The 25,440-nt window shown below is 71.2% G+C and carries 22 protein-coding genes; 15 read left to right on the top strand and 7 right to left on the bottom strand.

All coding sequences use genetic code 11. The annotated features are described in order from the left end of the window. Nucleotides 1-239 precede the first annotated feature (239 nt). From ACIBQX_RS02225 to ACIBQX_RS02205, 5 genes are all read left to right on the top strand, one after another. Entirely contained in the window at nt 240-1,277 is a 1,038-nt protein-coding gene (locus ACIBQX_RS02225; protein ID WP_396999663.1) for a LacI family DNA-binding transcriptional regulator, read from the top strand. A 231-nt stretch (nt 1,278-1,508) separates the two neighbouring features. Next, a complete protein-coding gene (locus ACIBQX_RS02220) occupies nt 1,509-2,810 on the top strand; it encodes an ABC transporter substrate-binding protein (protein WP_396999661.1) in 1,302 nt (433 codons plus the stop codon). After that, complete coding sequence (locus tag ACIBQX_RS02215; RefSeq protein ID WP_396999659.1) at nt 2,804-3,682, top strand: carbohydrate ABC transporter permease; 879 nt, start codon at nt 2,804-2,806, stop codon at nt 3,680-3,682. Before ACIBQX_RS02220 ends, ACIBQX_RS02215 begins: the two co-directional genes overlap by 7 nt. Beyond that, on the top strand, nt 3,679-4,506 hold the full coding sequence (locus ACIBQX_RS02210) for a carbohydrate ABC transporter permease (protein ID WP_396999657.1): 828 nt from the start codon (nt 3,679-3,681) through the stop codon (nt 4,504-4,506). The genes ACIBQX_RS02215 and ACIBQX_RS02210 overlap by 4 nt, the downstream gene beginning before the upstream one ends. Before the next feature lie 22 nt (nt 4,507-4,528). After that, complete coding sequence (locus ACIBQX_RS02205; protein ID WP_396999655.1) at nt 4,529-7,117, top strand: glycoside hydrolase family 78 protein; 2,589 nt, start codon at nt 4,529-4,531, stop codon at nt 7,115-7,117. A gap of 31 nt (nt 7,118-7,148) precedes the next feature. Here the strand turns inward: ACIBQX_RS02205 and ACIBQX_RS02200 are convergent, their stop codons facing one another. Together ACIBQX_RS02200 and ACIBQX_RS02195 are read right to left on the bottom strand one after the other, a co-directional pair. Continuing rightward, entirely contained in the window at nt 7,149-8,654 is a 1,506-nt protein-coding gene (locus ACIBQX_RS02200) for a sugar ABC transporter ATP-binding protein (protein WP_396999653.1), read from the bottom strand. Between the two features lie 75 nt (nt 8,655-8,729). After that, nucleotides 8,730-9,530, bottom strand: a complete 801-nt coding sequence (locus ACIBQX_RS02195) for a DeoR/GlpR family DNA-binding transcription regulator (protein ID WP_396999651.1) — start codon at nt 9,528-9,530, stop codon at nt 8,730-8,732. Between the two features lie 273 nt (nt 9,531-9,803). On the opposite strand from ACIBQX_RS02195, the gene ACIBQX_RS02190 reads away from it, so the two are divergent. The 8 genes from ACIBQX_RS02190 to ACIBQX_RS02155 all read left to right on the top strand — a co-directional run bounded on the left by ACIBQX_RS02190 (nt 9,804) and on the right by ACIBQX_RS02155 (nt 19,859). Continuing rightward, complete coding sequence (locus tag ACIBQX_RS02190) at nt 9,804-12,338, top strand: PA14 domain-containing protein (protein ID WP_396999649.1); 2,535 nt, start codon at nt 9,804-9,806, stop codon at nt 12,336-12,338. Between the two features lie 15 nt (nt 12,339-12,353). After that, a complete protein-coding gene (locus ACIBQX_RS02185) occupies nt 12,354-13,421 on the top strand; it encodes an ABC transporter substrate-binding protein (RefSeq protein WP_396999647.1) in 1,068 nt (355 codons plus the stop codon). Between the two features lies 1 nt (nt 13,422). Further along, on the top strand, nt 13,423-14,961 hold the full coding sequence (locus ACIBQX_RS02180; protein WP_396999645.1) for a sugar ABC transporter ATP-binding protein: 1,539 nt from the start codon (nt 13,423-13,425) through the stop codon (nt 14,959-14,961). Further along, nucleotides 14,954-15,925, top strand: coding sequence for an ABC transporter permease (locus ACIBQX_RS02175; RefSeq protein ID WP_396999643.1), 972 nt, complete (start codon nt 14,954-14,956; stop codon nt 15,923-15,925). The genes ACIBQX_RS02180 and ACIBQX_RS02175 overlap by 8 nt, the downstream gene beginning before the upstream one ends. Further along, nucleotides 15,922-16,878, top strand: a complete 957-nt coding sequence (locus ACIBQX_RS02170) for an ABC transporter permease (RefSeq protein ID WP_396999641.1) — start codon at nt 15,922-15,924, stop codon at nt 16,876-16,878. The genes ACIBQX_RS02175 and ACIBQX_RS02170 overlap by 4 nt, the downstream gene beginning before the upstream one ends. A gap of 33 nt (nt 16,879-16,911) precedes the next feature. Next, nucleotides 16,912-18,921 carry a protein kinase gene (locus tag ACIBQX_RS02165; protein WP_396999639.1) on the top strand — a complete coding sequence of 670 codons (2,010 nt, stop codon included), beginning with the start codon at nt 16,912-16,914 and terminating at the stop codon, nt 18,919-18,921. Nucleotides 18,922-19,057: 136 nt separating this feature from the next. Next, on the top strand, nt 19,058-19,432 hold the full coding sequence (locus ACIBQX_RS02160; RefSeq protein ID WP_397001514.1) for a helix-turn-helix transcriptional regulator: 375 nt from the start codon (nt 19,058-19,060) through the stop codon (nt 19,430-19,432). Nucleotides 19,433-19,442: 10 nt separating this feature from the next. Continuing rightward, nucleotides 19,443-19,859, top strand: a complete 417-nt coding sequence (locus ACIBQX_RS02155; protein WP_396999637.1) for a VOC family protein — start codon at nt 19,443-19,445, stop codon at nt 19,857-19,859. A 51-nt stretch (nt 19,860-19,910) separates the two neighbouring features. Here ACIBQX_RS02155 and ACIBQX_RS02150 read toward each other — a convergent pair whose 3' ends face one another. Next, a complete protein-coding gene (locus ACIBQX_RS02150; RefSeq protein ID WP_396999635.1) occupies nt 19,911-20,837 on the bottom strand; it encodes a pirin family protein in 927 nt (308 codons plus the stop codon). A 43-nt stretch (nt 20,838-20,880) separates the two neighbouring features. Beyond that, nucleotides 20,881-21,384 (bottom strand): MarR family winged helix-turn-helix transcriptional regulator, encoded by a 504-nt coding sequence (locus tag ACIBQX_RS02145; protein WP_396999633.1) that lies wholly within the window; start codon nt 21,382-21,384, stop codon nt 20,881-20,883. Nucleotides 21,385-21,420: 36 nt separating this feature from the next. Here ACIBQX_RS02145 and ACIBQX_RS02140 point away from each other — a divergent pair, with 36 nt between their 5' ends. Beyond that, a complete protein-coding gene (locus ACIBQX_RS02140; RefSeq protein WP_396999631.1) occupies nt 21,421-21,864 on the top strand; it encodes a hypothetical protein in 444 nt (147 codons plus the stop codon). A 33-nt stretch (nt 21,865-21,897) separates the two neighbouring features. On the opposite strand, the gene ACIBQX_RS02135 is transcribed toward ACIBQX_RS02140, so the two are convergent. The 3 genes from ACIBQX_RS02135 to ACIBQX_RS02125 form a co-directional block, all read right to left on the bottom strand. Then, nucleotides 21,898-23,019, bottom strand: coding sequence for an MBL fold metallo-hydrolase (locus ACIBQX_RS02135; RefSeq protein WP_396999629.1), 1,122 nt, complete (start codon nt 23,017-23,019; stop codon nt 21,898-21,900). A gap of 99 nt (nt 23,020-23,118) precedes the next feature. Further along, on the bottom strand, nt 23,119-23,832 hold the full coding sequence (locus ACIBQX_RS02130) for a DUF3152 domain-containing protein (RefSeq protein ID WP_396999627.1): 714 nt from the start codon (nt 23,830-23,832) through the stop codon (nt 23,119-23,121). Between the two features lie 61 nt (nt 23,833-23,893). After that, nucleotides 23,894-25,228, bottom strand: coding sequence for an NAD(P)/FAD-dependent oxidoreductase (locus tag ACIBQX_RS02125; RefSeq protein WP_396999625.1), 1,335 nt, complete (start codon nt 25,226-25,228; stop codon nt 23,894-23,896). Nucleotides 25,229-25,262: 34 nt separating this feature from the next. Between ACIBQX_RS02125 and ACIBQX_RS02120 the strand changes: the two genes are divergently transcribed. Next, nucleotides 25,263-25,439, top strand: coding sequence for a hypothetical protein (locus ACIBQX_RS02120; RefSeq protein ID WP_396999623.1), 177 nt, complete (start codon nt 25,263-25,265; stop codon nt 25,437-25,439). The last annotated feature ends 1 nt before the right edge of the window (nt 25,440 follow it).

The raw sequence follows: 25,440 nt of genomic DNA, 5'->3' as shown, positions 1-25,440 counted from the left end.
GCCCCCCGCGCCCGGCCGGGCGGCCGCCCCCCCCCCCCCCCCCCCCCCCCCCCCCCCCCCCCCCCCCCCCCCCCCCCCCCACGACAAGCTCAAGGGTGACAGGAGAAAAGGGTCCTCAAATCATCGGGCGGCGTCCCAGCTGGTCTTGAATCGTTTTAACAAGCCGCGACGTTCGCTAACGTATGCATAGGGACGGTGCCGCCGAGCATCGAGGATGACGTTGTCCGGAGGGGGAGGCCATGGGCTCGGGTGCTCGACGGCGGCGGGTGACGATCGTCGACGTGGCCAGCCATGCCGAGGTCTCCACCACCGCGGTGTCGAAGGTCCTCCGCAACGCCTACGGCGTCAGCCCCGCGATGCGCGAGCGCGTCAGGGCGGCGATCGACGAGCTCGGCTACCGTCCCCAGGCCGCGGCCCGCGCCATGCGCGGCAGGACGTTCACCATCGGCGTCCTGCTGCCCCACATCCGGAACCCCTTCTTCGCCGACATCCTCGACGGGTTCCAGGAGCAGGTCCGCAAGGCCGACTACCAGGCGATCCTGATTCAGGGCGGCGAGAACACGCAGGCCGAAGGCCGGGCGATCAACGCGCTGGTCGACAGGCAGGTGGACGGCATTCTCATGGTCGTGCCGCTCTCCTCCAGGACGGGCCTGGAGGAGATCGCCAAGGACGTGCCGACCGTCGTCCTCGGCCGGCACGAGCGGTCTTCGGTCTTCGACTCGGTCTTCGACGACGACGAACTCGGCGCCGAGCTCGCGGTGGAGCACCTGATCGCCCTCGGGCACCGCCGGATCGCGCACATCGGCCAGAAGGACAACAGCCGCGGTCGTCCGGTGGATCTGCTCCATGCGATCCGGGCGGAGACGTACCGGCGCGTCATGCGCGACCACGGGCTCGGCGAGGAGATCGACGTCGTCGCCACCTCCTACACCGAGGAGGGCGGCTACATGGGCGCGCGCGAACTGCTGAGCCGTCCCGTCCGCCCTACGGCGATCTTCGCCGGGGCGGACCTCGCCGCGCTGGGGGCGATGGCGGCGGCGCACGAGGCCGGGCTGTCGGTGCCCGGCGACCTCTCGATAGCCGGCTACGACAACACCAGGATGGCGGCCCTGCCCAACATCGCCCTGACCACCGTCGAGCAGGACGGCGTGCTCATGGGCCGCACCTCCGGACGCCTCCTTCTGGAGCGGGTCGAGGGTCGTACGTCGTCGGTGCGTTTCTCCGTGACCCCGTCGCTGGTCACGCGGAGGTCCACCGCCGCCTGGGGCGGAGCCTGAGCCGTAGGGCTCGCACACGGTGAAGACAGGTCCTGTGAACTGCGCAAACGATGGGTAACGTTACCCATAATGACGCTGTTCGGCGGATGTGGTTGAGGTGATCTCCCACTACCACGGGCGATAACGGTTGAGGATCGTTACCCGTTATCAGCCTTGACGGGCTGTCGTGTGACGCCTACGTTAACTCGCAATCGGGCCTTAAAACGATTCGATCGGACCTTGGAGAGCGTTATGAACACCTCTCACCGCGCGCTGGGAATGGGCCTCGCCGTTCTCACCATGGCGGCCCTGACCTCCTGCGGCTCTGACAGCGAACCGGCGACCGGCGGCTCCGTGACCCTGACGTTCCTCGTGGACAACAGCCAGGCCACCATGGACACCGCCAAGGCGCTCGCGGACGCGTTCATGCAGGCCAATCCCACCATCAAGATCGAAACGGAGAGTCGTCCGGGCGGGACCGAGGGCGACAACATCGTCAAGACCCGCCTGGCTACCGGTGAGATGGCCGACGTGTTCTGGTACAACTCCGGCTCGCTGCTCCAGGCGCTCAACCCGGCACAGACCATGGTCGACCTCACCGGCGACCCGGTGCTCGCCAACGTGCAGAAGGACTACCTGCCCGTCGTCACCCAGGGCGGCAAGGTCTACGGCGTCCCGGCCGGCACGGCCATGGGCGGAGGCATCCTCTACAACCGCAAGGTCTACGACGAACTCGCCCTGAAAGTGCCCATGACCTGGGCCGAGTTCATGGCCAACAACGAGAGGATCAAGGCCGCCGGGCGCACCCCGGTGATCTCCACCTTCAAGGACACCTGGACCTCCCAACTGCTCGTGCTGGGCGACTACTTCAACGTCCAGGCCGCGGTGCCGGCCTTCGCGTCGGACTACACCGCCAACAAGGCCAAGTTCGCCACCACTCCGGCCGCGCTGGCGGGCTTCCAGCACCTGGCCGACATCCACGCCAAGGGGTACGTCAACAAGGGCTTCGGCTCGGCCACCAACGAGCAGGGCATGAAGATGCTGGTAGCGGGCGAAGGGGTGCACTACCCCATGCTGAGCGCCCAGCTCCCGCCGCTGGTGGCCACCACCCCGGCGGCGGCCACCGACATCGGCTTCTTCGCCATCCCGGGCGACGACCCGGCCACCAACGGCGCCACCATCTGGGAACCGCCGGGCATCTACCTCGCCAGGACCGGCGAGCACCAGGAGGAGGCCAAGAAGTTCCTGGCCTTCATCGCCTCCCCGCCGGCCGCCGACGCCGTCAACAAGGTCGTCCAGCCGGCCGGCCCGTACCGCATCGACGGCGCCAAGCTCCCCGACGACGCCATCCAGGTGGCCAAGGATCTCCAGGCCTACATCGACAAGAACGCCACCGCCCCCGCCCTGGAGTTCGTCTCCCCGATCAAGGGGCCGGCCCTGGAGCAGATCACCTCCGCGGTCGGCTCGGGCCTGACCACCCCGGCCGAAGGGGCCGCCCAGTACGACAAGGACGTGGAGAAGCAGGCCAAGCAGTTGGGCCTGCCCGGATGGTGACCACTCCCCACCGGACCACGAAGAGCCCTTACCCCTACGCCCTCTACCTTCCGGCGGCCGTGGTCTATGTCGTGATCTTCCTGGTCCCGACGGTGATGGCCTTCTACTTCTCGCTGACCCGGTGGACGCTCTTCGACAGTACGTTCGTCGGGTTCGAGAACTTCGTCGACTTCTTCGCCGAGCAGAACCTGCGCATCGGATTCCAGAACACCATCATCTACGCGGTGCTGACCAGCGGCCTCAAGGTCGTGCTGGGCATGGCGCTGGGGGTCCTGCTGACCTCGAAGCTGCGGCTGCGCGGATTCCTGCGCTCGGTGGTCTTCTTCCCGGTCCTGGTCAGCACCGTCGCGGTCGGCATCACCTTCAGCGTGCTCCTGCGCCCGGACACCGGCCTGGTCAACAAGGCGCTGGCGCTCGTGGGCGTCTCCGGCCCCGACTGGCTGGGTGACGCGAACACCGCCCTGCTGTCCGTGGTGGTGGTCGACGTCTGGAAGGGCGTGGGCCTGGCCGTCGTCATCTACATCGCGGGCATCCTGTCCATCCCCCAGGACTACTACCAGGCCGTCGCCGCCGACGGGGGGACGGCCTGGCACCGGTTCCGCCATGTCACGCTGCCGCTCAGCTGGCCCGCGACGTACTCGGTGATCATCCTGTCGTTCATCGGCGGGCTGCGCTCGTTCGACCTGATCTGGACGATGACGCGCGGCGGGCCCGGCTTCACCAGCGACGTCATCGCCTCGATCATCTACAAGCAGTACCAGGCCGGCTTCTTCGGCCTGTCCACGGCGGGCAACGTCATCCTGTTCGTGGTCGTCACGGCCATCGTCGTGCCGCTGGCGTACTTCCTGGGCAGACGGGAGGTCTACTCGTGAGGGCGCTCCGCAGGTCAGCCGGCGAGATCGCCGTCCTGCTCATCGCGACCGTCGTCTTCCTCGTCCCGTTCTCCTTCATGCTGCTGACCGCGCTCAAGGACGAGGCCGAGGCGGCCGATCTGAGCTTCGCGCTGCCGACGAACTGGCCCGTCGTCGAGAACCTGATCGCCGTCATCTCCGCCCGGGACTACGTGCTGCTGCGGGCCTACCTGAACAGCACGATCCTCACCGTCACCTCGGTGGCGCTGGTCGTCGTCTTCGGCGCGATGGCCGCCTTCGTCCTGCAGCGTCGCGGCGGCCGCGTCGGCGCCGTGGCGAACATCCTCGTGCTGTCCGGTCTGATCATCCCGCCGGCGATCGTGCCGACGATCTGGCTGCTGCAGTCCATCGGCCTGTTCAAGACCCTGCCGGGCCTCATCCTGGTCGAGGTCGCCTTCCAGGTGTCGTACGCGATGCTGCTGTTCCGGGCGTTCATCGCCGCCATCCCGCGCGAGCTCGACGAGGCCGCGCAGATCGACGGGTGCACCGGTTACCGGCTGTTCTTCAAGGTGATCTTCCCGCTGCTGCGGCCGGTGACCATCACGGTCATCCTCACCAGCTCGGTGACGATCTTCAACGACTTCGTCAACCCGCTGTACTTCCTGCCGGGCGACGACAACGTGACCGTCCAGGTCACGCTCTACAACTTCCAGAGCCAGTACAGCACCCAGTGGAACCTGCTGTTCATGGACATCGTGCTCATCACGATCCCGCCGCTGCTGGCCTTCGTCTTCTTCAACCGCAAGATCGTCGCCGGCATGACCGCCGGCGCCATCAAGGGTTGACCTCAGAGGAGCATCACACCCCGTGACCCCCGCACCTGACCTCCGCGTCGAACCGCCCCGCTTCGAGCACCACCGGGAGCCGATCGGCATCGGAGAGAGAACTCCCAGGCTGTCCTGGACGACCGTCACCGATCTGCCGGACTGGCTGCAGCGAGCGTACGAGATCGAGCTCTGCGACGCCGACGGCGCGATCACGTACGCCACCGGGATCGTCGAGACCGGCTCCTCCGTGCTGGTGCCCTGGCCCGGCGTGCCTTTGGAGTCGCGCCGGCGAGGAGGGGCGCGGGTGCGGGTGCACGGCCGTGACGGGTCGAGCTCCGGCTGGAGCCCGTGGGCCTGGGTCGAAGCCGGGCTGCTGGAGCCCGGCGAGTGGCGGGCCGGCGCGGCGGCTCCGCCTCTGGAACTGCTCGGCGCCCCCGACGGGCCGGCCGTTCACCTGCGCCGGGAGTTCGCCGTGCGCGCGTCCATCGCCCGGGCGCGGTTGCACGTCACGGCCCACGGGCTCTATGAGGTCGAGATCAACGGGTCCGTGGTCGGCGACGACGTCCTCGCTCCCGGATGGACCAGCTACGGGCACCGGCTCCGCTATCGCACGCATGACGTGACCGCCCTGCTGCGGGAGGGGGACAACGCCATCGGCGCCACCCTGGCGGACGGCTGGTTCCGTGGACGTGTGGGGTTCGAGGGCGGGCGCACCGGCGTCTACGGCGACCGGACCGCTCTCGTGGCCCAGCTGGAGGTCACCTATGACGACGGCACGGTGCTCCGGGTGGTCACCGACGAGCGGTGGCGATGCGCCCGAGGCGCCGTCACGGCCGCCTCGCTCTACGACGGGGAGCGCTTCGACGCCCGCCTGACCCCCGCGGGCTGGTCGCGACCGGGCTTCGACGACGCCGGCTGGATGCCCGCCGACGTCGTGGCGTTCGATCCCGCCCTGCTCGTCGCACCGGTGGGCCCCGCCGTACGCCGCGTCGAGACGCTCGGCCCGGTGGCGGTCCTCACCGGGCCCGCCGGTGAGACCATCCTGGACTTCGGCCAGAACATCTCCGGCCGCCTGCGTATCCGCGTCCACGGCCCCGCCGGCCATACCGTCACCTTGCGGCACGCCGAGGTGCTGGAGAACGGGGCCCTCGCCCTGCGCCCCCTCCGGGACGCCGCCGCGCGTGACGCGTACACGCTGCGCGGTGCGGAGGGCGTCGAGGAGTGGGAGCCCACCTTCACCGTGCACGGTTTCAGGTACGCCCAGGTCGACGACTGGCCCGGTGACCTCGGCCCCGACTCGGTGCGGGCCGTGGTCTGCCACACCGACATGCGCAGGACCGGCCGCTTCACCTGCTCCGACGCCGAGCTGACCAGGCTGCACGAGAACGCGGTGTGGAGCATGCGAGGCAACTTCGTCGACCTGCCCACCGACTGCCCGCAGCGCGACGAACGGCTCGGGTGGACGGGCGACATCCAGGTGTTCGCGCCCACGGCGTCCTTCCTGTACGACTGCGCGGGCCCGCTGACGTCCTGGCTGGAGGACCTGGCGGCCGAGCAGGAGGAGTACGGCACGGTTCCGCACTACGTGCCGTGGGTCCCCCTGGTCTTCCCGGTCGGCCCGGCGGCGGCCTGGGGCGACGCCGCGGTGATCGTGCCGTGGACGTTGTACCAGCGGTTCGGCGACCTCGGCCTGCTGGCCGCCCGGTATCCCAGCATGACCGCCTGGGTCGACCAGGTCGCCGGGCTGGCGGGCGAGCGCCACCTGTGGGACACGGGCTTCCAGTTCGGCGACTGGCTCGATCCGGCCGCGCCTCCCGACCGCCCGGCGAAGGCCAGGACGGACAGCGCCCTGGTGGCCACGGCCTACCACGCGTGGACCGCGCACCTGGTGGCCGAGACCGCCGCCCTGCTCGGGCGGGACGAGGACGCGGTCCGGTACGCGGCGCTCGCCGCGGCCGTCCGCGAGGCGTTCCGGGACGAGTACGTCACCCCGGCGGGCCGGTTGACCAGCGACAGCCAGACGGCGTACGCCCTCGCGCTGAGCATGAACCTGCTGGCCAAGCCCGAGCAGCGTGACCGGGCGGGGCGCAGGCTGGCCGAGCTGGCCGCCTTCGACGACTTCCGGATCGCGACGGGCTTCGTCGGCACCCCGCTGGTCTGCGACGCCCTGGCCGACGCCGGGCAGCTGGAGACGGCCTATCGGCTGCTGCTCCAGCGTGACTGCCCGTCCTGGCTGTACCCGGTGACCATGGGAGCCACCACCATCTGGGAGCGGTGGGACAGCCTGCTACCCGACGGGACGGTCAACCCCGGCGACATGACCTCGTTCAACCACTACGCCCTGGGCGCGGTGGCGGACTTCCTGCATCGGGTGGTCGCCGGCCTGGCTCCCGCCGAGCCCGGCTACCGGCGGCTGCGGATCGCGCCGCGCCCCGGCGGGGACCTGACGTCGGCCGCGGCCGAACTCGACACCCCCTACGGCCGCGCGGCGGTCTCCTGGCGGCTGGACGACGGCGTTCTCACCGTGACGGCCACGGTTCCGGCCAACGTGGTGGCGGAGGTGGACCTGCCCGGACTGGCTCCGGTGGAGGTCGGCTCGGGTACGCACACCTTCGCCACCGCGCGCTGACCCGCGGCCGGCCGGCCCGTTCGCCGGCGTCTCAGTCCTTCGCGAGGGCGGCGAGGAGGCGCTCCTCGGTCACCTCGGGGCCGGCGAGCTGGTCGGTGATCGCGCCGTCCCGCAGCACCACCACGCTGTCGCAGTTCTCCACCAGCTCGGCCACGTCGGAGGAGATCAGCAGGATGGCCAGGCCGTCCACGGCCAGCTCGTCCAGCAGGCTCTGCATCTCCACCTTGGTCGCCACGTCGACGCCCCTGGTCGGCTCGTCCAGCAGCAGCACCTTGGGGTGCATGGCCAGCCAGCGGGCCAGCAGCACCTTCTGCTGGTTGCCGCCCGACAGCTCGCCCGCGGCCTGGTGGGGGGAGACCGCCTTGATGCCGAGCCGCTTCATGAACGTGGCCACGATGCTGTCGACCCGCGCGTCCGACACGATCCCGGCCCTGGACAGGCGGGGGAGCGCCGCCAGCGCGATGTTGTCGCGCACCGACAGGGTCGGCACGATGCCCTCGGTCTTCCTGTTCTCCGGGACCAGGCCGATGCCGGCGCGGATGGCGTTCCTGATCGACCAGGTGCGGGGCCCGGCCCCCGACACCGCCCCCGACACCGTCACCTGGCCGGCGTCGACCGGCATCGCGCCGGCGATGGCCCGGGCCGTCTCGCTGCGACCGGCGCCCAGCAGCCCGCCGAGACCGACGACCTCACCCGCGCGCATCACCAGCGACACCCCGTCGAGCACGTGGTGGCGGGTCAGGCCCGTGGCCTCCAGCACCGGCAGGTCGCCGGGCTCGTCCGGCTGCCCGGTGACGGCGGAGGGCGGCGCCCGATGGAAGGCCGGGTGGAAGGGCCGGCCCAGCATGAGCGAGACCAGCCGCAGCCGGTCGAGGCCCGCCAGGGGGCCGGTGTGGACGACCCGGCCGTCGCGGAGCACGGTGACGCGATCGCAGATCTCGTAGAGCTCCTCCAGCCGGTGGGTCACGTAGACGACCGAGCGGCCCTGCTCGCGGAGTCTGGCCACGGCGCCGAACAGCGTCTCCAGCTCGGCGTGGTCCAGGGCGGCGGTGGGCTCGTCCATGATCACCAGCTGGGCGTCCGCCGAGGCGGCCCTGGCCAGCGCGACGAGCTGGCGGGCTCCCTCGCCCAGCGACGCGAGGGGCCTGCGGACGTCCGTGCGCAGGCCGTACGTGGCGAGGACCTGCGTGGCGCGGTCGTTGACGGCCGCGAAGTCGATCAGCCCGAACCTGCCGCGCGGCTCCCTGCCCAGCAGCAGGTTTCTGGCGATGCTCATGGTGGGCACCAGGTTGGTCTCCTGGTGGACGGTGGCGATGCCCGCGCGCCGGGCGTCGGCCGGGTCGGTGAACCTGACCGGCTCGCCTCGGTAGCGGAGCTCGCCCGCGTCGGGCTGGTGAACCCCGGACAGCACCTTGACCAGAGTGGACTTGCCCGCGCCGTTGCCGCCGACCAGCGCGTGCACCTCGCCGGGGCGCACGGACAGGGTGACGTGGTCGAGCGCGATGACGCCCTGGAAGGTCTTGAGAACTCCTGCCACCTGTAACACGGTTGCCTCCGGACTCGATCGTGATCGTAGCAGGAAACAATCCAGTAACAGAGAAGTCACATTCGATCAGAGTCGGGCGATGTGCAGCCGGACGCCACGGCCGGACAGCTCGTCCAGCACCTCGGTGGGCGCGCCCTCGTCGGTGACGAGGTGGTCGATCTCCTCCGGCGGGACGGTCTGCACCATCGTGTCGATGCCCACCTTGGTGTGGTCGGCCAGCACGACCACCTCCTCCGCCGCCGCGGCCAGCGCCCGGTCGACGCCCGCGACCACCATGGTGGGGGTCGACAGGCCGCGCTCGGCGCTCAGCCCGTTGCCCGAGATGAACGCCCGGCGCACCCGCAGCCCGGCCACCGAACGCTCGGCGGCGCTGCCGACCAGGGCCAGGATGGAGCCGCGCAGCGTGCCGCCGGTCAGCATCACCTCGACCCGGGGCGAGCTCGCCAGCGCCTGCGCGACCAGCAGCGAGTTGGTCACCACGGCGAGCTCGGAATGCCTGGTCAGGCGGCGGGCGAACTCCTGGGTGGTGGTGCCGGGGCCGATCACGATGGCGTCGCCGTCCTCGACCAGCGCGGCCGCCAGCTCGGCGATGGCGGCCTTCTCGGCCGACTCCAGCGACACCTTGTGCGTGTAACCCGCCTCGCGGGTCAGCTCGCCGGGCAGCGTCGCGCCGCCGTGGTGGCGGTTGAGCAGGCCCTCCGACTCCAGCGCGCGCAGGTCGCGGCGCACGGTCACCTCGGAGGAGTGCACGGCCTGGGCGAGCTCGCGCAGCGACACGGCGCCGTTGGCGCGCACCAGCTCCAGGATGCGCTGCCTGCGCTCAGCGGCGAACACGGGCCGGCGTCCGTCGCTCTGCGTGTCGCTCACGCTCCCGATCATAGACGCACGGTCAAATCCGCTTCGCCTCTGACCGATTAAGTACGAATCTGATCGGAAATCTTGACCGGCTGGGTCCATTAGTGCTTATTTGGAGCCCAGGCAGGGGTCACTTCCTGTCCGATCCTGATCGAAGGGCCGCATCATGCGCACCCCCCACCTTCGTCCGTCCGGTCGCCCCCGCGCTGTCGGGACCTGTTCCTCGCATCCCCCCGCGTGAACGTGCGTGAACGTGAACGTGCTCTCCGTGTGAAAGGACCATCCGTGCGAAAGACGATCGCGGTACTGACCTCCGTACTGCTGGCGGTGTTAGGCGCGGTGGTCGCCGCGCCGCCCGCCGTCTCCGAGACGAGCGCCGCCGCCGGCGAACGGCACGGCCTGCGCGGCGACTACCACCTGTCCACCGGGGCGGGAACGCTCGACTTCGGTGAGCTGAAGGCCAGCGTCGTGGAGCCCAACCTGGAGCTGTCCGACCTCAACCCGGCGCTGCAACTGCTGACCGGCCGGGCCGACGACGTCTCCGTGCGGTGGACCGGGCAGATCCAGCCCGAGCACTCCGAGACGTACACCTTCTCGATGATCGGCGACAACGGCTTCCGGCTCTGGATCGACGGCCGGGTCGTCATCGATCACTGGGTCGACGACTGGGACGTCGAGCAGGTCGGCACGCCGATCGCGTTGGAGGCGGGCCGGAAGTACGACGTCAAGGTCGAGTACTTCGAGCACTTCGGCGGCGCCCACCTGCGGCTGCGCTGGCAGAGCCCGAGCCAGCCGAAGGAGATCGTGCCCGTCGAGGCGCTCACGTTGCCCGAGGGGTTCGACCCGCCGGGACCGGTGGCCGCCACGGTGAACGAGGCCGGTGACGTCGCCACGCTGACGTTCGGCAAGCCCCTGAACGCGCTGCCCGCCGACGCGGCCGACAAGCTCGTCATCACCGTCGCCGGCACCAGATGGCCGGTGAAGTCCGCCGCCCTGACGGGGCAGGACACGGTGGCGCTCACCCTGGAGCACCCGGTTCCCGCGAAGGCGGGCAGCAGCCTGCGCGCCTCCTACGACGGCAGCGGCGGGATCACGCACACCGACGGCACCCCCCTGGCCGCCTTCCCCTACGCCTTCGTGATCAACGCCTCCACGCACATCCTGTCCACCCGCTGGTCCAAGGACGTGAACCCGGCCCGCCCGCTGCCCGAGTACCCCCGCCCGCAACTGGTCAGGGACGACTGGCGCAGCCTCAACGGCACCTGGCAGTTCGCCCCCGCCCAGGAGGGCGAGGCCGCCCCGATCGGCCGCGACCTGTCCGAGCGGATCGTCGTGCCGTACCCGGTGGAGTCGCAGCTGTCCGGCATCGGCCGGCACGAGGAGCGCATGTGGTATCGCAGGACGTTCGAGGTGCCCCGCTCCTGGAAGGGTGAGCGCGTCCTGCTGCACCTCGACGCCGTCGACTGGGACTCCACCGTGTACGTCAACGGCGAGCGGGTCGGCAACCACAAGGGTGGCTACGACCGCCACACCGTGGACGTGACGGACGCGCTGAAGCGCCACGGCCGGCAGGAACTCGTCGTCGGCGTCGTCGACCTCACCGACCAGGGCGGCCAGGCCGTCGGCAAGCAGCGGCTCGCCCAGGGCGGCATCTGGTACACCCCGGCCTCCGGCATCTGGCAGTCGGTCTGGATGGAGCCGGTGCCCGAGAACCACATCGAGCGCGTCGACACCGTCCCCGACGTGCCCGGCCAGGCGCTGAAGGTCACCGTCAAGGGCTCGTCCGGCACCGCGATCGTCACCGCCCGCGACGGTGGGCGCGTCGTCGGCCGCGTCGTCGGCAAGGTCGGCACCGAGCTGACGCTGCCCGTGCGGAACCCGAAGCTGTGGTCGCCGGAGGACCCGCACCTGTACGACCTCACCGTCAAGGTCAAGCACGACGAGGTGAAGTCGTACTTCGGCATGCGGACGATCTCCGTCGAGAACAACCGGATGATGCTCAACGGCAAGCCCGTCTTCCAGATCGGCCCGCTCGACCAGGGCTTCTGGCCTGACGGCATCTACACCGCCCCCACGGACAAGGCGCTGCGCCATGACCTGGTGGAGACCAAGAGGCTCGGCTTCAACGCCGTCCGCAAGCACGTCAAGATCGAGTCCGACCGCTGGTACCACCACGCCGACAAGCTCGGTCTGCTGGTCTGGCAGGACATGCCGTCGGCGCACCGGAGCACCGACAGGCCGCAGTTCGAGGTCGAGCTGAAGGCGATGGTCGACCAGCACCGCAGCAGCCCGTCGATCATCATGTGGGTGCCCTTCAACGAGGGCTGGGGCCAGTACGACATGGCCCGCATCGCCGACCAGGTCAAGAGCTGGGACCCCTCCCGGCTGGTCAACAACCAGAGTGGCGTCAACTGCTGCGGCGCCGTCGACGGCGGCAACGGCGACGTCAAGGACCTGCACATCTACCCCGGCCCCGGGAACACCGGCAAGCCCAGCGGCACCCGCGCGACCGTGCTCGGCGAGTACGGCGGGCTGGCCCTGCCGGTCATCGGCCACACCTGGACGGGCGGCGGCTGGGGCTATGCCACCGAGCCCGACAACAAGGCGCTCACCGACCGCTACATCGCGATGACCGAGGAACTGCGCCGGCTGCACGCCTGCGACGACCTCAGCGCCGCCATCTACACCCAGACCACCGACGTCGAGACCGAGATCAACGGCCTCATGACCTACGACCGCGCGATCACCAAGCCCGACGTTCAGCGCGTGCACGACGCGAACAAGGCGCTCACCGGCGAACTCAGCCCGGCCTGTGCCTGATAGGAAGGAATCCCTATGAAGCCCCCCATCCGGACGGCGTCACTGGCGCTGGCCGTCCTCCTCACCGCCGCAGGGTGCGCCAAGGCGGAGGCGCCGCAGAGCGCGCCCGCCGCCACCAGCACGGCCGGGCAGCAGGTCGTGCAGACCCCCACCGGCAGCGCCGGCGCGACCTGCACGCTGCAGCAGTTCGGCGGCGAGAAGTTCGACCTCAAGACGGCCACCGTCGGCTTCTCCCAGTCGGAGAAGGAGGCCAACCCGTTCCGCATCGCCGAGACCAAGTCGATCAAGGACGAGGCGGCCAAGCTCGGCATCGCCGACCTGAAGGTCACCAACGCGCAGTCGCAGTTCTCCAAGCAGATCACCGACGTGCAGCAGCTCATCGCCCAGGGCGTCAAGCTGCTGGTCATCGCGCCGCTGAACTCCGACGGCTGGGAGCCGGTGCTCCAGCAGGCGGCGGCCAAGAAGATCCCCATCATCACGGTCGACCGCAAGATCAACGCCAAGCCGTGCAGCGACTATCTCACCTTCATCGGCTCCGACTTCTACGAGCAGGGCAAGCGGGCGGCCGACCAGATGATCGAGGCGCTCTCCAGCAAGGGCAAGGTCGCGATCCTGCTCGGGGCGCCCGGCAACAACGTCACCACCGAGCGGACCAACGGCTTCAAGGACCGCGTCAAGGAGGCCGCACCGGAGATCGAGATCTCCTTCGAGCAGACCGGCGAGTTCGCCCGCGAGAAGGGGCAGCAGGTCACCGAGCAGCTCATCCAGTCCAACCCCGACATCAACGGCATCTACGCCGAGAACGACGAGATGGCCCTGGGCGCCGTCACCGCCCTCAAGGGCGCGGGCAAGGAAGCCGGTGACATCAAGATCGTCTCGGTGGACGGCACCCGCAGCGCGGTCCAGGCCATCGCCGACGGCTGGCTGCACGCCGTCATCGAGTCCAACCCCCGCTTCGGCCCGCTGGCCTTCTCCACCGCCCAGAAGTTCCTGGACGGCGAGGCCATCCCCGAGAAAGTGATCATCTCCGACCGCGACTACGACACGAGCAACGCCAAGACCTCCCTCGGTGAGGCGTACTGAGTTGGAAGCGGTACTCGAGGCCAAGGGGATCAGCAAGCGCTTCCCCGGCGTGCTCGCTCTCGACGGCGTGTCCCTCGCCCTTCACCCGGGCGAGGTGCACGCCCTCGTGGGGGAGAACGGCGCCGGCAAATCCACGCTGATCAAGGTCTTCACCGGCGTGTACCACCCGGACGGCGGCGAGCTGCTCCACCAGGGGCGGCCCGCCGTGTTCGGCACACCCATGGACGCGCAGCACGCCGGGATCTCCACCATCTACCAAGAGGTCAACCTCGTCCCCATGATGAGCGTGGCCCGCAACCTGCTGCTCGGCCGCGAGCCACGCAGCCGCTTCGGCGTCATCGACGCCAACGCGATGTACGGCGAGGCCGGTCGCGTCCTGGCCGGCTACGGCGTCGAGACCGACGTCCGCCGGCCGCTGCGCGACCTCGGCATCGGCGCCCAGCAGATGGTCGCCCTGGCCAGGGCCGTCTCGGTGGACGCGCGGGTGGTCATCATGGACGAGCCCACCTCGTCCCTGGAGCCGCGCGAGGTCGAGACGCTGTTCGGGGTGATCAGGCGGCTGCGCGACAGCGGCATCGCCGTCATGTACGTCAGCCACCGGCTCGACGAGCTCTACCAGGTGTGCGACCGGGTCACCGTGCTCCGCGACGGGCGGCTGGCGCACACCGGCGCGCTGGCCGGGCTGGAGCGGCTGGAGCTCATCTCGCTCATGCTCGGCCGCGACCTGGGTGAGGTGCGCGGCTCGGGCGTGACGAAGTTCTCCCGCGACCGGCACCTCGCCGCCGGGACGTCCGTGGACCAGAAGGCCGAGCCGGCCGTCGAAGCCCGCGGGCTCACCCGGCGGCACGTGCTCGACGGCGTGGACGTATCGGTCAGGCCAGGCGAGGTCGTCGGCCTCGGCGGCCTGCTCGGCGCGGGCCGTACCGAGACCGCGAAGGCCATCGTCGGCGCGATGCCCCTCGACGGCGGGCAGGTGATCGTCGCGGGGCTGCCGCTGCGCGGCGGCTCCACCAAGGCGGCCATCAGGGCGGGCATCAGCCTGCTGCCCGAGGACCGCAAGGCCGAGGGCATCATCCCGACGCTGTCGGTGCGGGAGAACATCGCGCTGGCCGCGCTGCCCTCGCTCGGCACGGCCGGCGTGGTCTCCGACACCAAGATCGACCGGGTGGTGGAGATCTTCATGCGCCGGCTGCGGATCAAGGCCGCCTCGCCGAACCAGCTCGTGTCCGAGCTGTCCGGCGGCAACCAGCAGAAGGTCCTGCTCGCCCGCTGGCTCGCCGTGCGGCCCAAGGTGCTGCTGCTCGACGAGCCCACCCGCGGCATCGACGTGGGCGCCAAGGCCGAGGTGCAGGCGCTGATCGACGAGCTGGCGGCCGAAGGGCTGGGCGTGCTGCTGATCTCCTCCGACCTGGAGGAGCTCGTCGAGGGCGCCGACCGCATCCTGGTGCTGCGCGAGGGCGCGGTCGTCGGAGAGCTGTCCGGCGACGACGTCACCGAGGAGAGAATCATGGCTACGATCGCGGAGCAGTCGGATGGCTGAGCTCACCTCGCCGCGAAGCGAGCGGATGGCGGTGCTCAAGCCGCGCGTCTACGCCTGGGTGCAGGACTACGGCGTGTACGCGGCGGTGCTGGCGCTGCTGCTGTTCAACGTGCTGTTCACGCCGTACTTCCTGGACGCCTCCAATTTCCGCACCCAGCTCGTCCAGGTCACGCCCATCGTCATCGTCTCGCTCGGCATGGCGCTGGTGATCGGCACCCAGGGCATCGACCTGTCGGTCGGCTCCGTCATGTCGCTGGCCGCCGCCGTGGTCGTGCTCTACCTCGGCTACGGATGGCTGCCGGCGCTGATCGCCGCCCTGGTCGGCGGGGCCGTCGCCGGGGCGGCGGGCGGGGCGCTGATCGCCTACGTCGGCGTCCAGCCGATCGTCGCCACCCTCGCTCTGCTCGTCGGGGTGCGCGGCCTGGCCAACGTGTTCGTGCCGCAGCTCGTCGAGTTCCGCAGCCCCGGCCTGATCGCGCTCGGCAGCAGCTCCGTGGCGGGCATCCCGATCATCGTGCTCATCGCGGGCGCGCTCACGCTGGTGATGATGTTCGTGGTCCGGCGCACCACCTTCGGCCGCCAGGTGGTCGCCATCGGCGGCAACCGGACGGCCAGCGAGCTGTCCGGCCTGCCGGTCAAGCGCGTGCTGCTGATCGTGTACGTCATCTCCGGGCTGCTCGCGGCGCTGGCCGGCGTGCTGGCCACCGCCAGGCTGCAGGCGGCCGACCCGACCTCGCTCGGCCTGTTCATCGAGCTGTCCGCGATCACCGCGGTCGTGGTCGGCGGCACCCCGCTGACCGGCGGGCGGATCAGGGTGCTCAGCACCGTCATGGGCGCCCTGCTCATGCAGCTGCTCGCGGCGACCCTGATCAAGCACAACCTGCCGCAGTCGTGGACGCAGATCGTCCAGGCCGGGATCATCCTGGCCGCCGTCTACGCCACCAGGGAGCGTGGGACCCGATGACCTCTCGCGAACAGGTGAGCCGCACCCTCCAGCAGCACGGCGCCCTCATGGTGCTGGCCCTGCTGGTCATCGTGGGCAGCCTGGCCTTCGACTCGTTCGCCACGGCGGGGAACGCGGCCAGCGTCGTGGTCTCCTCGTCCTTCCTGGCGATCATCGCCATCGGCATGACGTTCGTGATCATCAGTGGCGGGATCGACCTGTCCGTGGGCTCGCTGTTCGTCCTCGGCGGGGTGCTCGCGGCGTACGGCTCGCAGTACGGGATCGTCGTCGCCCTGGTCCTGCCCCTGGCCGCCTGCGGGCTCGTCGGCCTGCTGCAGGGCGTGATCATCGCCAGGACCGGGATGGAGCCGTTCATCGTCACCCTGGCCGGGCTGCTCGGCGTCCGCGGCCTCATGCTGGCCCTGTCCGACGAGGGCGCCACCACCTACCTGGTGAAGGACCCCGCCTTCGCGGCGCTGGGCCAGGGGCAGATCCTCGGCCTGTCCTACCCCGTGTACATCACGATCGGGCTCGCCCTGGCCGCCATGGTGCTGCTGCAACGGACCGGCTTCGGCCAGAACGTCTACGCCATCGGCGGCAACCAGCAGGCGGCCGCCCTCATGGGCGTGCCGGTGGCCGCCACCAAGATCCGCGTGTACGTCATGTCCGCGCTGCTCGCCGGGCTGGCCGGAGCGCTGAACGCGGCCCGGCTGTCCTCCGGCGTCACCATCCTCGGCATCGGCCTCGAACTCGACGTCATCGCCGCCGTGGTGATCGGCGGCACCCTGCTGACCGGGGGAGCGGGCGGCATCACCGGGACGGTGGCGGGGGTGCTGCTGCTGGGGGTCATCCAGAGCCTGATCAACCAGGTGGGCAACCTGACCTCGGCCTTCCAGCAGGTGGTCAGCGGGTTGTTCCTGGCGCTGGTCGTGGTGGCGCAGCGGCTGCTGAGCAAGGCGCAACGCCTGTCCTGAGGTCGGGCTCCGCATTACCGCCATAATCGGGACATGTCGCCCGCTATGGAGTGCCGAGCCGAGGATCCCGCCGAGCTCGGCGGGTACGCCATCCGGGGCCGGCTGGGCGAAGGCGAGCAGGGAGTCGTCCACCTGGGCGCGGACGCCGACGGCGGCCAGGTGGCGATCAAGTGGCTGCGCCCGCACCTGGCCGGCGACCCGGCGGCCGCCCAGCGCTTCGCCCGCGAGGCGGCGCTGGCGCGGCGGGTCGCGCCGTTCTGCACGGCGCGGGTGCTGGCCACCGGCGTGCACGAGGGCCGGCCGTACATCGTCAGCGAGTACGTCGACGGGCCGTCGCTGGGGCAGGCGGTGGCGCGGGAGGGGCCCCGGGCGGGCTCCGGGCTGCACCGGCTGGCCATCGGCACGGTGACCGCGCTGGCCGCCATCCACCAGGCCGGGATCGTGCACCGCGACCTCAACCCGAACAACGTGCTGCTCGGCGGCGAAGGGCCGCGCGTCATCGACTTCGGCATCGCCAAGGCGTTCGACGCCAACGCGACGATCGGCTCCGTACCCGTGGGCGCCCCCGCCTTCATGGCCCCCGAGCAGATCCTGGGGCGGCCGGCGGGGCCGGCGGGGGACATGTTCGCCTGGGCGAGCACCCTGGTCTTCGCGGCCGACGGCGTCGGCCCGTTCGCCGCGGCGTCGGCGCCCGAGGTCGTCCAGCGGGTGTTGCACGACGAACCTGACCTCACCCGGCTGACCGGGCCGTTACGCGACGTGGTGGCCGCCTGCCTGTCGAAGGACCCGGCCCGCCGGCCGGCCGCCGAGGAGGTGATCCTCCGCCTGATGGAGCACCCGGCATTCTCGGGTAGCGCTCCCTTCCAGCCCTCCTCCGGGAAGTCCTTCGTAGGTGAGCCGTTCTCCCCGGCGTACCCCCCGTCGTTCTCCTCGTCGTCCGAGCCCATTCGGCAGAAGGGCCGGAGGGGGTGGGTGGTCGCGGCGATCGCGGTCGGGGCGGCGCTGGTCACGACGGGCGCCGTGGTCGTCGTCGCGGTGAGCGACCTGGGAGGCGGGCGCGAGGTGCGGCCCATCGCCCTGACGAGCGGCCCGGCCGGCACCCCGTCTTCCACGCCGGTGCGGACGGCGGACCTGGTCGGCTTGTCGCTGCCCGGCACGGACGCCACCCTCTTCGAGCACCCGTCCGACCCTGTCAGGCTGACCACGTACTCGGTCTACAGCACGAAGGCCAAGCAGTGGGTGTACTACCCCCGTAACTCCCTCACCGGAGAGTTCCGGAAATATCCGGATGTGTGGGAGAGCGTCCTGTCGCCCGACGGCCGGTACCTGGCCCAGCGCGGCAAGCGGTACGTCGACGGCTACGACAGCGTCAGGATCACCGACAGGGAGACGGGCCGGACCTCCCGCGTCAACGTGGTACGCCGGCCGCTCAGCGCCTACATCCAGGCCTGGTCCCGCGATAGCCGCCGCCTGCTGCTCAACGTCGGCAACCCGGTCAAGGCCTCGTGGCAGTCGACCGGTTTCGCCATCGTGGACGTGCCCACGCGTACCGCCGGCGTCGCCGCACTCCGGGAGAGCCGCCTGCGCGGCATCCGCTACGGCTTCGCCCCCTCGGGCGGCGGCGTGGTGGCCCTGGCCGAGCAGAGCAGCCGGCAGGACCTGCGCTTCTTCGACGACAGCGGCCGCCGCCTGCGCAGCGTCCCCGGCGTGGGCGCGGGCCTCGCCGACCACCTGTTCTCACCGTCGGGGAAGAGGTTCGTCACCACCTGCCCCGGCCTCGCCGCGGGCACCACCTGCGTGTACGACTCCCTTTCGGGGCAGGAGCTGAAGCGTGTCGAGTCCCACTGCACCAACCTGGCCACCTGGTACGACGACGACCACCTGATCTGCTGGCTCCGGCCCGACCCCGGCGGCCGACGACACCAGGCGCAGGTTGTGGACCTCACCGGCACCCCGATCCGCGTACTGGTCGACGCCCCGACCGGGGCGGCGGACCTCAGCCTGACCTACACCTACACCTACACCTACAGCCACACCGACTAGCCGCCACCGCCCGAAGTCGCGCTGTTCGCGCTCTGATCAGCAGGAACTCCGGTGAGACGGCGGCACGGCGCTGTGGGATGCTGGTCGGGTGACGACGTTGGAGGACCTCGTCCGGCTGCGCCGGGCCCGCGACCGGATGGACCGTGACTACGCCGAGCCGCTCGACGTGCCGGCGCTGGCGCGGGTCGCCCTCATGTCACCGGGCCACTTCTCCCGCAGCTTCCGCGCCGCCTTCGGGGAGACGCCGTACAGCTACCTGATGACGCGCCGGATCGAGCGGGCCAAGGCGCTGCTGCGCCGGGGTGACCTGACGGTGACGGAGGTCTGCTTCGCGGTCGGCTGTACGTCCCTGGGGTCGTTCAGCACGCGGTTCACCGAGCTGGTCGGCGAGAGCCCCAGCGCCTACCGGGCCCGCAGCCATGACGAGGGCGCCACCATCCCGGCCTGCGTCGCCAAGATCTACACGCGACCCGTCAGGAATGGAGAAGCGAAGGCCGCCCGCCGTTCATAGGGTGAAACCCATGGACATCCAGCTCTCACAGTGCTTCATCGCCGTCGAGGACCACGACAAGGCGCTCGCCTTCTACCGCGACGCCCTCGGCCTGGAGGTGCGCGACGACGTCGAGTTCGAGGGGATGCGCTGGGTGACCGTCGGCTCGCCGTCGCAACCCGAGGTGGACATCGTCCTCGAACCGCCCCTCGCGGACCCGAACGCCTCGCCCGCCGACCGGAAGGCCATGGCGGAGCTGCTGGCCAAGGGCATGCTGCGCGGGATCATCTTCAGGACCGACGACTGCGACGCCACCTTCGAGCGGGTCCGCGCCGCGGGTGGCGAGGTGCTGCAGGAGCCGATCGACCAGCCGTACGGCGTCCGCGACTGCGCCTTCCGCGACCCCTCCGGCAATATGCTGCGCTTCAACCAGCCCCGCGCCCGGTGAGCTCGGCGTCGCCGGCCTTCCCCGTCCGCCGACGCAGCCGTCCCCGTGGGACTAACGCACCCGCCCGCGCGGCCGCAACCGGGTCCCCGGCAGGGCGGGGGCCGGCAACGGCTCGCCGTCGAATCCCTCGACGGCGCCGAAGCCCGTGCCCTCCATCCACTCCTTGCGGAAGGCGGCGATCTCGTCATGACCGCGACCGACGAAGTTCCACCACATCACGATCTCCTCGCCGAACGGCTCGCCGCCGATGAGCAGCATCCGGCCCTGACCGCTGACGCGCACGCTCTCACGGCCGGGCGGCAGGTAGCGCAGCGGGCCGGGCCGTAGCGGCTCGATGGCCCCGTCGAGCAGCAGCAGCCCGTGCTCGAACGCCGGATCGAGCGGCACCTCGGCGCTCCCGTCGACCGCCACCTCCGCGCCCACGAGCGGGCTGTGCACGGTGGCGGGCGACGTCTCCCCGCCGAGCGAGCCCATGATCACGGTGGCGGCGAAGCCGGATCCGGCCCGGACGGGCAGCACCGCGTGATGCTCGAAGCGGGGCGCGACCTCCCGCTGCTCGCCGGGCAGCGCCACCCACAGCTGCACCCCGTGCAGCACCTCGTGCCGCGACTCCTCGGAGTGGGAGATGCCCCGCCCGGCCGTCATCAGGTTGAGGCCGCCCGGTCGTATCTCCTGCATGCTGCCGAGGCTGTCGCGATGCAGCACCCGGCCGGCGAGCAGCCAGCTCACCGTCTGCAGGCCGGTGTGCGGGTGCGGCGGCACCCGCATCGCCGTCTCCTCGGGACCGTAGGCGTCGACGAAACACCAGGCGCCGATCATGCGCCGGCGCACGTTGGGCAGCGTCCTGCTGACGGCCATCGCGCGCGGGCCGCCGAGCGGCACCGCACGCCCCTCCAGCAGCTCGCTCTCCTCGCCGACGCCGCCGCGACCATCACTGCCGCAACGCACCTCACGCGGCTCCCGCTCCAGATTGCTCACCCCACGACTGTACGGCGAAGCTGGGCGGCCGGTTCGGCTTCGATCACGGCTCCCGGGCCTCCTGCTCCGCGTCGGGGTCGTCCAAGGCGGCCGACAGTCGCAGCGCGTGCGCGCGGTTGACCTCGGCGAGCCGGCCGAGGAGCACGAGGAAGCCGCGCAACCGGTCGGCGGGGACGTCGTCCAGCACGGCGACGGCGTCCGCGTGGACCCGCTCCCAGGTCGTCGCGCGCAGCTCCGCGTGGCCGTCCGACACGCGGATGACCTGGGCGCGGCGATCGGCGCTGCTCTGCCGCCTGACCGCGTAACCGGCGGCGACGAGCCGGTCGGTGACCTTGGTGATGGCCGCCGGGCTGAGGTTGCTCAGCGCGGCGAGGCGCTGGGCGCGCATCTCGCCTTCGCGATGCAGGATCTCCAGGCAGCGCAGGTCGTTGTGGTTGAGCCCGTAGCGTCCGGCGACCGACTCCAGCAGGGCGTCATGGGTGGCGTGGAGCTCGCGGATCGCGTTCAGCGCGCGGGCCGCCTCATCCGAGGCTGCGGGGTCGGCCATGTCCACCTATATTTTCCATCGTGTATCTTTCACGTCGTGAACTACTTTACCGCACAGGGAAGATGGCCCGCCGCCGCGACCGCGCTGTACGTCCTGTGGGGGCTCCTGCACGTGGGACTGGGCGCGAGCATGATCCTGGCAGGGCTGTCCAGCGGGCCGCCGGCGGACGAGCAGGCGGCCGAGAGCCTCATGTTCTTCGTGTGCGCCGTCGTCTTCGGGGCCCAGGCCATCGCCGTCGCCCTCACGATGAACCGCCTCAACAGCCGCGGCGGGCACTGGCTCAACCTCGTCGTGCTCGGCGTCGTCGACGCGGCGTTCCTGGCTCTGATGGTCCGCCCCGGTCACGTGGACGTGGTGGGCGGGCTGTCCGGGCCGGTGGTCTGGCTGCTCGCCGCCATCGCCTCCACGCTCGCGCAGCGCCGCGGCCCGTACGGCGACGCCGCGGCGAGCGATCGCCGGCCGCGGCGTTCGTCCGCGTGATCAGCCGAGGGTGTTCGGCGTCCGCTCCCGTGATCAGCCGAGGGTCTTCCACCAGCCGTCGACCGGCGGGGCGGCGGCGGTGTCGACGGCCTCGCCCGGGCGCGGCACCACGATCTTGACGTCGCGGGCCTTGGCCTCCCGCCACAGCCGGTCGACCGGCTCCGCCCACGGGTGCACCGCCAGGGTGAACGTCGCCCAGTGCACCGGCAGCATGAGCTTGCCGCCCAGGTCGAGGTTGGCGTTGACGGCCTCCTCCGGGTCCATGTGGATGTCCGGCCAGGAGGCGTTGTAGGCGCCGATCGGCATCAGGGTCAGGTCGAACGGCCCGTGCGCGGCCCCGATCCCCTTGTAGCCCTCGAAGTAGCCGGAGTCGCCCGCGTAGAAGACCCGCTTGGCGGCGCCGGCCACCACCCAGGAGCCCCACAGCGTGTCGTTGCGGGTGAGGGTGCGGCCGGAGAAGTGGCGGGCGGCCGTGGCGACGAACCGCAGTCCCGCCACGTGCGCCTCCTCGTCCCAGTCCAGCTCGATGATCCGGTAGGCCGGGACGCCCCACCGCTCCAGGTGGGCGCCGATGCCGAGCGGCACCAGGAACGGCGCCTTCTGCGTCCTGGTCAGCCCGCGCACGGTGTTCAGGTCCAGGTGGTCGTAGTGGTCGTGGGAGATCACGACGGCGTCGACCTGCGGGAGCCGGTTGAGCGCCACGGGCAGCGGATGGTGACGCCTGGGGCCGACGAGCTGAGAGGGCGAAGGACGATCGCTCCACACCGGGTCGAACAGCACCCGCCGCCCTTCGATCTCGACCAGCGTGGAGGCGTGGCCGTACCAGATGGCTCGCAGTCCGGTCGGCGAGGGGTCGCCGGTCGGCGGCACGCGCACCGGGATGGGGCCGGGCGGGCGGCGCAGCTCCCTGTCCTTGACCATCTCGCCCAGCAGGCTCACCGGCGGCGCCGTCATCATGGTGGTCGTCTCGGGCATCGGGTTGACGAACGTGCCATCCCTGAACTGGCGTGAGCGCCGTATCCTGTCAGCCCGGTCGGGCCCCGACGTCAGCGGTCGCACGCCCAGCTCGGCGGGCACGTCCCGCAGCACCCATCCTGCGGCGGCCAGGGCCGCGCCCCCCGCCAGGATGCGCCGAACCGTCCGAAAACCTGCCATCGCCACACTCCTCAAGAATCAGTTACACCCAGCTCAACTGATCTCGACGTCCCCCGTGTTCCCATCGGCCACGATATGTCGCGTCGCGCTTGTCCTGGCCTATCGCTCCGGTTCGCCGTTCCCGGTGCGGCCGGGGTGCGGCCAGGGGTTGGGACTGCAGCGGCCCAGCGACTTCGACTGCTGCATCATCACCGGAGCCGGACGTCCGGGGCCGGGGCAGCCGGTGTGGTGGTGGCCGAGGGCGTGACCGACCTCGTGGCTGATCACGTACTGACGGTATGCCCGCAGGTCGCCGAGGTACTGCGGGACGCCCGTGGCCCAGCGGACGGCGTTGATGATCGAGCGGGTGCCGTTCCAGCAGGACAGGTCGCCGCCGGTGCGCAGCGGCCGGCACCCCCGGTCGGTCAGGCGCGGACTGGCCAGGGCCACGCGGACCCGCACCGGCGGACGGTCCACGCGCCGGAACCGGGCCCAGCCACGCGGGTCGTTCAGCGTGCGGTGCACCTCGGCGGCGAAGGCGCGGCCGTCGAACGGCAGCCCCCGCTCCACCTCCACCAGGTAACGCACCACCGCGCCGCGGCCACGCCTGGGGGCCGCCCCGCCGCGCACCACCGCGTAATGACCGGACGCGGCCCTCGGCACCTTCGGTGTCTGCGGTGTCGCCTCCGCCGGGACCTCCCGGGGTGCCGTGCGCGGCGGCTTCCCGGCGTCGGCCTTGCCCGGTGGCGCGGTGGCCTCACGGGCTCTCGGCGTCGTCGCGCCGCACGCCGTGACCGGCAGCAGCATGAGGACCAGCAGTACGAACCGGCGCATGGCCGCCTTCCCCTCCGAGCGCGGTGGGGAGGCTTCGATGATAGAAGAGCCGTTTCGTCCCTCAGCCAGGGGGGCCGTACGGAGCCAGGTCGATGGGCGCGTCCTCGCCGAGCGCCAGCCCGGCGGCGAGCTCGCCGGTGAACGGACCCGCCGTCAGGCCGTACGCGCTCAGGCCCGTCGCCACCACCACCCGATCGGTGACGCGGCCGATGAGCGGCGGACCCGGCGCGTACACCGGGCGCAGCCCGACCCTCGTCTCCGTCACCGTCGCGCCGTACAGGCCGGGCGCCACCCGCAGCCCCGCCTGCAGCACCTCCTCCAGCCCGCCCATCGTGATCCGCGGCGCGAACCCGACGTCCTCCACCGTCGCGCCCACCACCACACGCGAGCCGGGGAACCCCAGCAGGTACGGCCCGCTTCTGGGCAGCACGATGGGCCACCAGGCCGTGTCGACGCCGTCCAGGGTGGCGTGCACGATCTGACCGCGCCTCGGGAAGACGGGCAACTCCACGCCGAGCGGGCGGCACACCTCGCCGGTCCAGGCCCCGGCGGCCACGATCACCACATCGGCCTCGATCGGCGTCCAGCCTTCCTCATCGCCCCCGGCCTCGCTCCCGGCCACCGGCCCTTCGCCCCCGGCCTCCCTCTCAACGACCGCCGCGCTCTCCGGGCGTGCGTCCTCCAGGTCGGCCGGGCGCTCTTCAGCGGCCGTTTCGCCCGGGATGTGGAGGCTGCCGGGTGGTGCCGGTTCGGGGGCGCCCTGGCGCCAGGACGCCTGGGCGCCGGTGGTGCCGCGTGTCCCGGGCGGAGGCTGCCGGGACAGCAGCCGGCCGCGCGAGTCGGCCTCGTGCGCCTCCCGTACCAGCACCCGGCCGTCCGGCGTGACCATCGCCGTCCCCGTACGCGACTCCGCGCCCTGGCGGAAGGCCGCGTCCAGGAGCGCGTCCCGCACCGCGCGCCCGTCGACCCGGGCGGCGCCGGGGACGAGCAGCGCGCTCAGGTCCTCGGCGATCGGCGGGAACAGCTCCGACGGCGCGGTCACGTCCGTGACCGCGCCCATCTCCGGCGCTTCCGCGTAGCGGCGGGCCAGCAGGGAGCGCACCGGTTCCAGCTCGGCGGGGTCCTCCGCCACCAGGAGCGCCCCCACCTGGGCGTAGCCGATGTCCTCGCCGAGGACGCCGACGAGCTCGGGATAGCGGCGGGCGCCCTCCCTGGTCAGTCGGTACCAGTCCTCGTCGTCCGGATGGTCCACCCACGGGCACACGATGCCCGCCCCCGCCTGCGTCGCCTGGCCCTGGTAGGCCCCGTCGATCACGGTGACGGACACGCCGCGGCCGCTCAGGTGGTAAGCGGCGGCGGCGCCGACGATGCCGCTCCCGATGACTGCAACACGCATACGGCAATGATCGCAGCCGGGTCGACGTCGGAGGATGACGGGTGTAGTCATCGGCACGCTGGTCGTCATGGGCCGGGAATACGGATGGCTGTGTGACAGGCTGATCGGGCTCGGCCGGGACGTTCTGGTGATCGATGGGGGCACGGGTGAGCCGGGCGTGTCGTACCCGGTGAACGCGCCCGACGACCGGCCCGCGGCGACCCGATCGTGAC

Source organism: Nonomuraea sp. NPDC049714 (genome assembly GCF_044465295.1).
GTDB lineage: Bacteria > Actinomycetota > Actinomycetes > Streptosporangiales > Streptosporangiaceae > Nonomuraea.
Note: the sequence above shows the minus strand (reverse complement) of the source record. Positions and strands in the feature narration are given on the sequence as shown.